This window comes from Mogibacterium neglectum, from assembly GCF_030644205.1.
GTDB lineage: Bacteria > Bacillota > Clostridia > Peptostreptococcales > Anaerovoracaceae > Mogibacterium > Mogibacterium neglectum.
Genome location: NZ_CP128647.1, coordinates 1,253,063 through 1,266,291 on the forward strand (window position 1 = coordinate 1,253,063; position 13,229 = coordinate 1,266,291).

At 43.7% G+C, this 13,229-nt stretch carries 11 protein-coding genes; all 11 read right to left on the reverse strand.

Features of this window, described 5'->3' with window-relative positions; translation table 11 throughout:
- Window positions 1–9: 9 nt before the first annotated feature.
- Complete coding sequence (locus QU661_RS05875) at window positions 10–1,371, reverse strand: AAA family ATPase (protein ID WP_304989328.1); 1,362 nt, start codon at window positions 1,369–1,371, stop codon at window positions 10–12.
- A 744-nt stretch (window positions 1,372–2,115) separates the two neighbouring features.
- Window positions 2,116–3,657, reverse strand: coding sequence for a glutamine-hydrolyzing GMP synthase (guaA, locus tag QU661_RS05880; protein ID WP_304989329.1), 1,542 nt, complete (start codon window positions 3,655–3,657; stop codon window positions 2,116–2,118).
- 8 nt (window positions 3,658–3,665) lie between these two features.
- Window positions 3,666–5,177 carry an IMP dehydrogenase gene (locus QU661_RS05885; protein WP_304989330.1) on the reverse strand — a complete coding sequence of 504 codons (1,512 nt, stop codon included), beginning with the start codon at window positions 5,175–5,177 and terminating at the stop codon, window positions 3,666–3,668.
- A 186-nt stretch (window positions 5,178–5,363) separates the two neighbouring features.
- A complete protein-coding gene (locus QU661_RS05890) occupies window positions 5,364–5,960 on the reverse strand; it encodes a hypothetical protein (protein ID WP_304989331.1) in 597 nt (198 codons plus the stop codon).
- Window positions 5,961–5,969: 9 nt separating this feature from the next.
- Complete coding sequence (gene hcp, locus QU661_RS05895; protein WP_304989332.1) at window positions 5,970–7,613, reverse strand: hydroxylamine reductase; 1,644 nt, start codon at window positions 7,611–7,613, stop codon at window positions 5,970–5,972.
- A gap of 212 nt (window positions 7,614–7,825) precedes the next feature.
- Entirely contained in the window at window positions 7,826–8,536 is a 711-nt protein-coding gene (locus tag QU661_RS05900) for a Crp/Fnr family transcriptional regulator (RefSeq protein ID WP_304989333.1), read from the reverse strand.
- Window positions 8,537–8,548: 12 nt separating this feature from the next.
- Window positions 8,549–10,177, reverse strand: coding sequence for a chaperonin GroEL (groL, locus tag QU661_RS05905; protein WP_304989334.1), 1,629 nt, complete (start codon window positions 10,175–10,177; stop codon window positions 8,549–8,551).
- Window positions 10,178–10,305: 128 nt separating this feature from the next.
- Window positions 10,306–10,578, reverse strand: coding sequence for a co-chaperone GroES (locus QU661_RS05910; RefSeq protein WP_304990467.1), 273 nt, complete (start codon window positions 10,576–10,578; stop codon window positions 10,306–10,308).
- A gap of 142 nt (window positions 10,579–10,720) precedes the next feature.
- A complete protein-coding gene (locus QU661_RS05915) occupies window positions 10,721–11,569 on the reverse strand; it encodes a DNA-3-methyladenine glycosylase family protein (RefSeq protein WP_304989335.1) in 849 nt (282 codons plus the stop codon).
- 220 nt (window positions 11,570–11,789) lie between these two features.
- Window positions 11,790–12,164: a Rid family detoxifying hydrolase gene (locus tag QU661_RS05920; RefSeq protein WP_304989336.1), complete on the reverse strand. Its 375-nt coding sequence runs from the start codon at window positions 12,162–12,164 to the stop codon at window positions 11,790–11,792.
- 206 nt (window positions 12,165–12,370) lie between these two features.
- Window positions 12,371–13,153: a YlmH family RNA-binding protein gene (locus QU661_RS05925; RefSeq protein WP_304989337.1), complete on the reverse strand. Its 783-nt coding sequence runs from the start codon at window positions 13,151–13,153 to the stop codon at window positions 12,371–12,373.
- Window positions 13,154–13,229: the final 76 nt, after the last annotated feature.

Genomic DNA, 13,229 nt, shown 5'->3' on the forward strand with positions numbered 1-13,229 from the left:
ACCTACAATCTAGTTCAAATCTTCTTCAAATTGATCAACAAGATCATTAAAGTCTAGATATCCAACATTTGGTATTCCAGAATAATCACCCCTAAGATATTTTAATCGTACATTATTATTCTTTTGTGTTCTAAATTCATATTTATCAATCGACAAAATATTCTTTTTACCAAAAGCATCACCTACTATAATATAGACATATTCTTGTGGTAGCATTTCCATCAAATATGTACTGTGTGTTGTGGCTATAAATTGTGAATTTTCGCTATAACCGAAAGAATTCAATAGAGAAGATATTACTTCGTAAATAAGCAAATCATGAATACCGTTTTCTAGTTCATCTACAAGAACAGTGTTCCCTTTTACGTATAAGAAAATATACTTAATAGTCTCTATCAGGCGTTGGGTTCCTGTGGATTCAAGTGTAAATGGAATATCTTTTAATTCACCATCTATAAGTTTTGTAAAGTAGAGTTCATATTCAAATTTATTATCAATATGTTTAAAGACATAAAAAACCCTTTTTATATCTGAATACAATTGTGTAAAAACTCCATTTAAGAAATTTTCCATCGATAGCAATTCTTTATTTCTTTCATTATCCACATTACCTTTTTCAATTTTTGATAATATTTCTTTAGATGTGGCAATTCTTCCTATGATTGATTTTCCATTTTTACATTGTAAAGAAATTTTACTTAGCCAGGAAAAAACATTTAAAAAATTTCTACTTAATGTTTTTTTTGTAAAAGAGTCATTTTTTATTCTAAACTCATTAAAAATAATGCTCATAAAAGTGTTTTTTCCCCAATATTTTTCAATATTATCTATTAATTCTTTTCTGTATGATGTTGATAGTATCATTGAGGGACTAATAGTTATATTACCTTTATCTATTTTAAAAATACTACCAACTCTTTCATTTACTAAATATTTTAATTCTTCAAAAATAACTGAATTATTATCAAATTTTAACTCATAAGAACCCTCAATTCCATTTATATTAAAGCCAATCTTTATTTCCATGTCTTCTTCACAATCAATAGTCTTATTGTCTCTAATTAGATTTTCCAAGCTATATAAATTTTCTTTTAAAAAATCAATAAAATAATTTTTTTCTACATCATTTTCAAAATCCGGCAAAGATTCATGGAAATTTTTTTCACCGGAAAACTCTTTCAACTTAATAGTATTTGTTAATGTTAATAAAGTTTTTTCCAAAAATAGTATTGAAGATATTATATTTGTCTTACCTGATCCATTCTCGCCATATATAAATACAATTTTTTTAGGCTTACGATTTTCTCCTCTAAAATCTATCCTTGTATCAGTAAGCGACTTAAAATTCTTTAAATCTATATAAGCTAGCATACTACCTCTCCTTTTTGTTATAAAATATAACACAATTATTTGTTACACCTACAATATTATTATATATAATCCTTTTACAGATGTCATGTACTATTTTTAAAATTGAATGCCAATATAATTCTCAATTACGCTTGTATCATTTATTATCTTAAGAAATTGTTTAATTTTAAACAATAATTAAATACATAATTATAAATTTTAGTTTTAAATATCACATTACTTAATCCCGTACCAATAAAGATATTTTTAATTTCTTACCATCCAATGAGCTGCAATCCACACCCTAACACACTGTAGACTGCAACCACTCAACTCCACACCCTGTGCTCGCTTCGTGGACAGTCCTGACGGAGGAACTATATCGCTCTACTGTCACGCCGTAGACTGTTCCCAATCATCTTCGCTATCGCTCGCTTCTTGGACAGTCCTGGCGGAGGACACACACTGACAACCAACACGCCGTAGATTTCTTCCAATCACTTCACCTTCGGTTCAGCTCTTGGGAAATCCTGGCGGAGGAACTACATCGATCTACTGTCACACCATCGACTGCAACCACTCAACTTCGCACCTTGTGCTTGTTTCGTGGGCAGTCTTGGTGGAGGACACTCACAACCACCAACACGCCGTAGACCGCACCACCTCGTTATCGCCCCTTGGGCTCGCCTCGCTAGCGATCCTGGCGGAGGACACACATCAAAAGGCCTGCCCTCGCATGAGGGCAGGCCTTTTGATGTGTGTCCATCATTCGAACTCCACCGTTCCCGGTGGCTTCGAGGTCAGATCGTAGAACACTCTATTCACGTGATCCACCTCATTGATAATTCTATTCATCACCTTCTGCAGCACTGCCCATGGGATTTCCACCGCTTCTGCTGTCATGAAGTCGACTGTCTCGACCGCACGGATCGCCACCGCATAGTCATACGTACGGAAGTCTCCCATTACACCGACTGACCTCATATTAGTTAGAGCTGCGAAGTACTGGCTGATTGAGCCTTCGAGGCCCGCCTTGGCTATCTCCTCGCGGTAGATTGCATCCGCTTCCTGTACTATCTTAACCTTCTCAGCTGTAACTTCGCCGATGATTCTGATGCCGAGCCCTGGACCTGGGAATGGCTGACGGTCAACTAGATAGTCTGGGAGGCCGAGCTCTCTTCCGAGGGCGCGCACTTCATCCTTGAATAGCATGCGGAGTGGCTCGATTATCTCCTTAAAATCAACGTGGTCTGGTAGTCCGCCCACGTTATGGTGGGACTTGATAACTGCCGACTTGCCGAGGCCGCTCTCGATGATGTCTGCGTAGATTGTTCCCTGAGCTAGGAAATCAACTGCGCCTATCTTCTTAGCTTCATCTTCAAATACACGGATGAACTCCTCACCGATGATCTTACGCTTCATCTCTGGGTCTGTCACGCCAGCAAGCTTTGAATAGTATCTCTCCTGAGCATTTACACGCACGAAGTTGAGGTCGTACTCGCCCTTGCTGCCAAATATCTCTTCAACCTGATCGCCCTCGTCTTTACGGAGTAGTCCGTGGTCTACGAATACGCAGGTCAGCTGCTTGCCGATTGCCTTTGCCAGAAGTGCAGCCACTACGCTGGAATCAACGCCGCCAGAGAGTGCAAGTAACACCTTGCCGTCTCCAACCTTCTCTCGCACCTCTGCGATTTTCTTCTCAGCGAAGGAATCCATCTTCCAGTCCTGCTCGCACTTGCACACGCCTAGTATGAAGTTGCTGAGCAGCGCTGTGCCCTCTGCCGTATGGTTAACCTCTGGGTGGAACTGCACTGCGTAGTAGCCCCTAGCCCTGTCCTCCATGCCTGCAACTGGGCAGTTTTCTGTATGTGCTGTAATCTTGAAGCCTTCTGGAACCTCACTGATATAGTCGGTGTGGCTCATCCATGTTACGGTCTCGTCGCTGAGTCCTGCAAAGAGGCCTTCCTTGCAGTCTACCACCGTATCGGTGCGGCCGTACTCGCTCGTCGGAGCTGTTCCGATTTTACCGCCCAGCACGTGTGCCATCAGCTGTGCGCCGTAGCAGATGCCAAGGATTGGCAGATCTAGCTCGAACACACCCTTATCGATTGCTGGTGCACCCTCTCCGTATGCGGACTGTGGTCCACCTGTAAAGATGATGCCGCATGGGTCAAATTCCTTGACCTTATCTACTGTTATATTTTCAAAATTATGAACTTCCGAGTACACGCCGAGCTCACGAACCCTGCGGGCGATGAGCTGGTTGTACTGTCCGCCAAAATCAATAATTAATATCTTGTTAGCCATTATCGCTCCTAACGTCTTACCGTTGCTACGCTGTTGTCTTTGAGTACAACATCGTGCGCTCCGCCCTCGATGATACTTGTCGCCGATACTAGTGTGAGCTTGGAATTATGCTGTAGCTCTGGAATCGATAGAACTCCGCAGTTACACATTGTCGATTTAACCTTCTCCAGAGAGAGGTTTACGTTATCATGTAGCGATCCTGCATATGGAACGTAGGAGTCAACACCCTCCTCGAACTTGAGCTTACCTTCGCCGCCGAGGTCATATCTCTGCCAGTTACGGGCTCTTGCAGAACCTTCGCCCCAGTACTCCTTCATGTAGTTGCCATTTACCATAACCTTAGCAGATGGTGACTCGTCGAATCTTGCAAAGTATCTTCCCAGCATGATGAAGTCCGCGCCCATAGCGAGTGCTAGTGTCATATGGTAGTCATACACGATTCCGCCGTCGGAGCAGATTGGAATATACTCACCTGTTTTCTCGAGCCACTCGTCTCTTGCTGCTGCAACCTCGAGCACTGCAGATGCCTGTCCGCGTCCGATTCCCTTCTGCTCTCTAGTGATACAGATGGATCCGCCGCCGATTCCAACCTTGATGAAGTCTGCGCCGCTCTTTGCGAGGAACTCAAATCCTTCCTTGTCAACGACGTTACCGGCACCGATTTTAACTGTGTCGCCGTACTTTTCCTTAACCCACTTGAGTGTTCTTGCCTGCCACTCTGAATATCCCTCGGATGAATCGATTGTGAGCACGTCTACGCCAGCATCTACGAGCGCAGGGATTCTCTCCTCGTAGTCACGAGTGTTGATTCCTGCACCTACGATGAAGCTCTTGTTGTCGTCGAGTAGCTCGTTTGGATTCTGTTTGTGGGAATCATAGTCCTTTCTAAATACAAATGCTACCAGGCATCCGTCCTTGTCTACGATTGGCAGCTGGTTAACCTTGTTCTCCCAGATGATGTCGTTTGCCTCGGATAGAGTGATTCCAGCATTGCCGTACACGAGGTTCTCGAGAGGTGTCATAAACTCAGAAACCTTAGTGTCTGTGCTGAGTCTGCTCACTCTGTAGTCCTTGCTTGTAACGAGGCCGACTAGCTTGCCGTGGCCTGTTCCGTCATCCGTAACCGCCACTGTCGAGTGTCCGGAGTTCTTCTTAATTTCTAAGACATCAGCAAGTGTACTGTCAGGTTTTACATTAGTATCACTAGGTACAAAGCCTGCTTTATAAGACTTAACCTTCTTGACCATTGCTGCCTGGTTTTCGATTGACTGGGAACCGAAGATGAAAGAAATTCCACCCTCCTTCGCTAATGCAACCGCCATCCCATCATCAGAAACTGCCTGCATCACTGCGGAAACAAGTGGAATATTCGCCTTGATCTTAGGCTCCTCGCCTTTCTTGAATTTAGTAATAGGAGTCGCGAGCGACACATTCTCAGGCCTAGCATCTGCGCTAGAATATCCAGGCACTAGAAGGTACTCGCTAAATGTTCTTGATGGTTCTGTTAGAACGATTGCCATTTTGCACCTCTCTCTTTCTATATAAAAATCAAATTGTAATTAAAGATATTAATTGAAAATTATAGCACAATGGGGCGGTTTTCGGTAGTGGTTGGAGCGTAAAATATAATAAAAAAGCTGTGACCGAGCGAATTGCCCGGTCACCACTCTATGATTTAAGTTTTATCTGTAATCACTGTTTGGTGACTACGCTCTAATCTCGTAAGTTCCCTCCTGAGGCTCCTCATATGTGAGGCCTGCAGGTTCGAACATTCCCTTGACTAGTTCTGTTCTGAGCACATAGTAGAGTTCATCCTCTTCATTAGCCCAGTGCTGAGCGTGAATGTCCATGTTGCGCCTCCATGTGATGGAGTCGTCTGTCTGGCTGATCATTTCATTTACATTGTCACAAGGCATGCCATCGAGCAGTGTGTTGTTAAGGTATCCGAAAGCTACATCTGGCTTAGTTCCAGCTGGTACCGCATTTAGCTCGCCGAAGCGTCTAGCTGCCTGCTTTAGATCCTCTACTCTTGCAGGGTTTGCTGCTGCGATAGTCTTAACCAGCTTCGCATATCTGCACTCTGCATCTGCAATTCTTGCCTGAAGGCTGCCGTGAATGTTGTCAGGGTCAACCGCCTCTTCAAGCGGACGTCTATCGTAGCTGTGACACTCATTTGCAAGCTCCTCTGTTAGCTCGCTCCAGCCCTCTGCCTTTCCAGCATCGATCAGAGCATCTGTGAGGTCATCCTGAAATATAATCTTGTCATATAGCCACTGATGTATAGGTCCTAGAAATAAACTCATCGTTACCTCCTATTTTCCAAGGAATAGCTCGATATCGTCGTCTACTGTTCCGATTCCTGCGATTCCGAAGTTCTCAACAAGTACGTTTGCAACGTTTGGCGAGAGGAATCCTGGTAGCGTTGGTCCTAGGTGGATGTTCTTAACACCGAGGTATAGAAGTGCGAGAAGTACGATTACAGCCTTCTGCTCATACCAAGCGATGTTGTAAGCGATTGGTAGCTCGTTAACGTCATCTAGTCCAAATACTTCCTTGAGCTTGAGTGCGATCAATGCTAGTGAATATGAGTCGTTGCACTGTCCTGCGTCGAGCACACGTGGAATTCCACCGATGTCTCCAAGGTCTAGCTTGTTGTACTTGTACTTAGCGCATCCTGCTGTGAGGATTACTGTATCCTTAGGTAGAGCCTTTGCAAAATCTGTGTAGTAGTTTCTAGACTTCATTCTGCCGTCGCAGCCAGCCATTACGAAGAACTTCTTGATTGCTCCAGACTTAACTGCCTCAACTACTGTATCTGCTAGTGCAAATACCTGCTCGTGTGCAAATCCACCTACGATCTCTCCTGTCTCAATCTCTGTTGGCGCTGGGCACTTCTTAGCTAGCTCGATGATTTCGGAGAAGTCCTTAGTCTCACCATACTTGCCGTCGATGTGCTTGCATCCTGGGTATCCTGCTGCACCTGTTGTAAATAGTCTATCCTTGTAGCTATCTGCTGGTGGCACGATGCAGTTTGTAGTCATCAGGATAGGTCCGTTGAATGTCTCGAACTCTTCCTTCTGCTTCCACCATGCATTTCCGTAGTTACCAGCGAAGTGCTCGTACTTCTTGAATGCTGGGTAATACTGACCTGCGAGCATCTCAGAGTGTGTATATACATCTACGCCTGTTCCCTCTGTCTGCTCTAGAAGCATCTCGAGGTCCTTTAGGTCGTGACCTGAAATCAGGATTCCTGGGTTCTTTCTAACACCGAGATCTACCTTTGTGATCTCTGGGTTTCCGTAAGCAGATGTATTTGCCTCGTCAAGTAGAGCCATACCATCTACACCGTACTTACCTGTCTCTAGTGTAAGTGCAACTAGGTCATCTATTGATAGAGAATCGTCCAGTGTAAGTGCTAGAGCCTTCTGCATGAAAGCATCAACCTCGACGTTGTCCTTAAGCAGAGCGTTTGCGTGCTTGCTATAAGCGGAAAGTCCCTTTAGTCCATAAGTGATGAGCTCTCTTAGAGATCTAACATCCTCGTTCTCAGTGGATAGAACGCCAACCTCTGGGCTTGCAGCCTTTGCAGCGAACTCACCAACGCAGCCATTCCACTTTGCAGCCTCAGGAAGCTTGCTTGTATCGTCAAGCTGCTTTAGTAGCTGCTCCTTACATGTTAGTGTCTCAACGATCTTAGCTGTGATTGCTTCGTCATCAAAGTTAGCATTTGTGATAGTTGTGAATAGGTTTAACGACACTAGGTGATTTACCTGCTCGCTTACTTCCTTACCCTCAGCTCTTAGCTGTGTAGTCACTGCAGAAAGTCCCTTAGTTACGTATACGAGCAGATCCTGTAATCCTGCTGTCTCAGGAAGCTTGCCGCAAACACCTCTCATAGTACATCCTGTGCCCTTTGCTGTCTCCTGGCACTGATAACAAAACATACGGTTTTCCATGTGTTTCTCCTTTCAACTCTTATATAACGTTCATTTTTGTCTTTAATCAATTGTTTGCTTTAATTTATGGCTCAAGCATATCATTAAAAAAAGATAGAATCTGTAACTAATGTTACAATTCTATCTTTTAATTTTTGTTTTTGAATTAATACATCGTGTCCATATCAATTACTTTATTCTTATTAAATTGCACGCCCAATATGCTGGGTGTATTAGTTGAGCGCCTCGATTTCCGCAGGGTCAAGGACATATATCTTGCGACCCTTTATCTCGATCAAACCATCGTCCTGCATCTTCATCAGCTCCCTTGAAACTGATGGTCTCGTCACACCTAGGAACTCCGCTAAACCTTCTCTCGTCATATTGATTGGCTTGTTCATATCTCTATCGTTGTAGATGAGTAACATCTTGGCGATCTTCTGACGGAGAGTCGGACAGGATAGTATCCTCAGCCTCATATTTAGCGCGTAGGCATTCCTCGCAAAGCTCATCAGCATATTATTGATCAGCTGATTATGATATCCACAGCCGCTTCCACAGGTTTCCGCCATGAACTCTCGTGGCAATGCAATGACCTTGGTATCACAAGTAGCCTGAGCAAATACACCGTACTTCTCTTTGCCGAGAAATAGCAGTATATCTCCAAACACCTCACCAGTATCTGTAAAGTTTCCGATAACTCTCCTGTTGCCGTCGAAGGAATCATAACCGATTCGTACACCGCCATCTAGGAGAATGTGGAGCTTGGTTGGTTCATCCTCTTCAGTGAATATCATGTCTCCCTTCTTGAATGAGAGGCAGAGTGCACCACTGCATGTGAAGCAGTTGTGCACGTCATCTACCGTCATATTCTCAAAAAGCGGACTGACAGTAAGGCGTCCAGCTATTGCTCTATCTGTCTTTGATGATGCTCTTGCTGCCATATCCTTTGCCTATTACATCATGCCCATTCCGCCGCCTGCAGGCATTGCAGGTGCAGCTGGCAAATCTTCCTTAATCTCAGAAATTCCAGCTTCAGTAGTGAGAAGCATACCTGCTACACTTGAAGCGTTCTGAAGCGCAGATCTAGTAACCTTAACCGGGTCAACGATACCAGCTTCAATCATGTCTACGTACGCCTCTGTTGCTGCATTAAATCCTACGCCCTTCTTGGACTCCTTAACCTTAGCAACAATTACGCTACCTTCAAATCCAGCGTTCTCAGCAATCTGTCTAACTGGCTCCTCTAGTGCTCTGACTACGATTCTAGCACCAGTCTTCATATCTCCTTCTAGGCTCTCAGCATACTCAGATACCTTATCGATTGCACAGATAAGCGATGTACCACCACCTGCAACGATGCCTTCCTCAACAGCTGCCCTTGTAGCATTGAGAGCATCCTCAAGTCTGAGCTTCTTCTCCTTTAACTCTGTCTCTGTGGCAGCTCCAGCATTGATAACTGCAACTCCGCCAACTAGCTTAGCAAGTCTCTCCTGTAGCTTCTCTCTGTCGAAATCAGAAGTCGAATCCTCGATCTCTCCCTTGATTTTCTCAACTCTCTCTTCGATTTCAGCCTTATTTCCAGCACCGTTAACGATTACTGTATGATCCTTATTAACCTTAACAGTTCCAGCCTTACCGAGCATGTCCACTGTAGCTTCCTTAAGCTCGTATCCTAGCTCCTCGCTGATAACAGTACCGCCTGTGAGGATTGCGATATCCTCCATCATAGCCTTTCTTCTGTCGCCAAATCCAGGGGCCTTTACAGCCACTACATCAAGAGTTCCTCTTAACTTGTTAACAACGAGTGTTGCGAGCGCCTCGCCATCTACGTCATCTGCAACGATGAGCAACTTCTTACCGGACTTCATGATGTCCTCAAGAAGTGGAACTAGGTCCTGGATGTTGGAAATCTTCTTGTCTGTAAGAAGGATATATGGGTTATCGAGAACTGCTTCCATCTTCTCAGAATTAGCTGCCATATATGGTGACAGGTATCCTCTATCGAACTGCATACCCTCAACTACATCTAGTGTAGTGCCGAGAGATCTAGATTCTTCGACTGTTATTACTCCGTCAGTTCCTACCTTCTCCATAGCCTCTGAGATGAGCTCTCCAATCTCTCTATCTCCTGCTGAAACAGAAGCGACCTGAGCTACGCTCTCCTTGTCATCTACCTTAACTGCACTGTTCTTGAGGTACTCAACTGCAACCTCTACAGCACCGCTGATTCCCTTCTTGAGAACCATTGGATTAGCACCAGCAGTTACGTTCTTGAAGCCCTCGCGAACGATTGCCTGTGTTAGCAGTGTAGCTGTAGTAGTTCCATCACCTGCTACATCGTTAGTCTTGGTAGCAACTTCCTTAACCAGTTGAGCACCCATGTTCTCAACCTGATCTTCGAGCTCAATCTCCTTAGCGATTGAAACTCCGTCGTTAGTAATAAGCGGAGATCCATATGATCTCTCGATGAGAACATTTCTGCCTTTAGGTCCAAGTGTAATTTTAACCGTATCTGCAAGCTTATCTACGCCTGCGAGGAGTTTTCTTCTTGACTCCTCTCCATAATGTAAATCCTTTGCCATTTTAGCTTCCTCCTATATATATGCACCAATCAAGGTGCGTGATTAGATTTAAACTACTGTCTTTGCAATATTATGCATATCTGTCTCTCTTTGCAGTGTGTAACTATACCTCTGTAGAGGCTAAGCAATTACTCGATTACTGCCAAGATATCCTTCTGGCTCAAGATGATATAATCCTCACCACCGTACTTGAGCTCTGTGCCGCCGTACTTTGAGAATATAACCTTATCTCCAACCTTTACTTCCATCTTCTCGTCTTCAGTTCCTGGACCTACTGCGAGGACCTCAGCCTCCTGTGGCTTCTCCTTGGCACTTGCCGAAAGTATCAGACCGCCTTCCGTCTTCTCAAGTGCTTCACTACGTTTAATTACGACTCTTGCACCTAGTGGCTTTATTCCTATACTCATTTGTAACCTCCTAATCATAAGTCTTATTCATATTGTTAGCACTCAATTATTAAGAGTGCTAAGCTCTATAACATAATTTTACTCAGCACCTCATATGTTGTCAACACGGCACTATGAATTAAATGTGAAAATATCTTCACTTCATGCTTCTATAGTAATAGAACAGATATTGCTGCGCGATGCCTCCTAAATCTCCGAAGTGCTCGTCTGCAAACTTCTGCATGCCTTTGATATCCTTTATGTCAAAACCATAGAGGTCAACCATTATCTTCTTCATCCAGATATCTATAGGAAATGCAGTAAAGTCTCTTAATCCAAATAGCAATATGCAGTTCGCAACCTTAGGTCCGACGCCTAAATATGATAGTAGCGCTTTGTGCTTCTCTTCCGTCGTTCCCGTCGGTATACCTTGCTCCGCAAAGTGCTTAGGTGCCGATACGATGTAGGCATTCCTGTACCCGAGTTTCAGGTCTGCAAGTTCTCCAAGCGTGGCCTTAGATAGTTGATCAGGTGTCGGAAATGCGTATCTCACCTCACCCATGAATTCACCTATCTCTGTGCCGTAATTCTTCGCTAACGACTCGATGCATTTCTTAATCCTTGGAATATTGTTGTTCTGTGAGACTATAAAGGAAATTAGCACCTCCCAGTAGTCCTGATTGAGTATTCTGATACCGTGGCATATGTCAATTGACCTTGCTAGCTTAGGTTCGCCCCTTAGAAGAGTCTTCTTCATAGCACTGTAGTCCGTATCCAAATCGAAATATCTATGCCAGTACTCCTCACTTCCGCCTGTGCACTCAATTATGAGTGCGCACGAATCATCATAATGCTCAAGCGAAACGTGTGCAGCATAGCCTCCTGTAACACCTATGTATGAACCATCCTCGCACTCATTCCAGCGAAAACACTGTCCACACTCGAACACATGAGGTAACTCTATATCGTGCAAATTATCAAATCTAATAACCTTAATGTTGTTCATAAGTCCGTCCTTTCATAATGGCTATTATACATGAAATTTCCATTCTGATTGATAGGAGTTGCAAATAAAATGACCGCCAGCAAGCATTTGCAGGCGATCACTTATGTTACAGCTACTCAAATTCAGTCGATTATCATAGTTACTGCTCCGAAATTAGTGAATTTCCAGCTATTGAAAATTTCAATATGGGTTTTCGTCACAGTTTTTTATTTCGTAGATTTTACTTTACTGCAATAATTTCCACTTCACAGAGTGCTCCTGCTGGAAGTGCTGTGATTGCAACACAGGATCTAGCTGGTTTTGAAGTGAAATACTTAGCATACACTTCATTGAAATCCTTGAACTCTGTCATATCGAGGATATAGCAAGTGGTCTTAACTACGTTATCGTAAGTCATGCCATTAGCCTTAAGAATCTCTCCTACATTTTTACAAGCCTGCTCGCACTGGCTCTGCACATCTTCGCCTACAAACTTTCCTGTCTCAGGGTCGATTCCGATTGCGCCAGAAGCATAAAGTGTATTTCCTGCCATCACTGCCTGTGAATATGGTCCGAGAGCTACAGGAGCAGTCTTGATATCGGTATATTCAAACATTTGTCTACCTCCGATGAAATTATTATTTAGAAAAATATATTACATTTTGATTGTAACACTAGCGAGAAACTAGTTCAAACAGCTACCTGATAGTATCAATGACTTATGTTTCTAAAAGCGTAATCTCCGCTAGGTTTGATTTCCATTTCGATCCCCATTATGCATGGTTCATTACTATGACGCTTACAGTTTATTTTCCATGCTACCTAAATGAACACCTTAAACTCAGCCCAGATTCTCCCCTTCTTGGAGAGTCCAGAGAATTCTGTGAGCACTGCCTTTCCCTTGCCGCGTAGAACTATCGTGTTGCCTTCATCTATACGCTTATCTATCTTGGTTACTTCATCGTGATTTACAAATACGATGCCACCCTTTATGGCTCTCACCGCTTCACTTCGAGAGACATGAAATGCTGCTGACACGACGTTATCCAGTCTTGGTGAAGAGAGCGTATCTCTAACCGATTTCACCATCTGCTCGGGGACTTTCAGATTGCATATCTCAGAGGCCGTGATCTGGAGATTTGTATGACCTGCGCTGTGAAATTCGGATAGAAGAAAATCTACGATTTCTGAATTTATAATCATGTCAGCACCTTTATCATTTACCAGGATATCACCGATCACAGACCTATCGAGTCCGAGCGATAGAACAGAACCGAGATAGTCCCTGTGTGTGAGCTTTCTGCCACCAGGAGAAGCCTTGATATGGAGCACCGAGAGTGGGGAAATCATCTCCAGCGCTTCCTCGAGAGTATCTGCATAGACATCCGGAACGAACATGAGAATTCCCCTCTCGGCATCCTCGTAGCCACCGTAGAAAAATGATTTGACGTCATTCCTCCCCCTGACTACGCGCATGGCAAGCGACTGTTCGTGCATGTTGAGAAAACCTGTCGTGGTAATGTAGCTACCGCGTTCAGCCTGCTCTAGCTTATCCTCTATTCGCGCTGTAATAATCTTGTCGTTATCCATGTTCTTATCTATCAAAATGATCTATCTGTTTCTCTTATCATTATTCTATTTTCTGTTCTATTTACTTGCTTTAATTCGACATTAAATGATT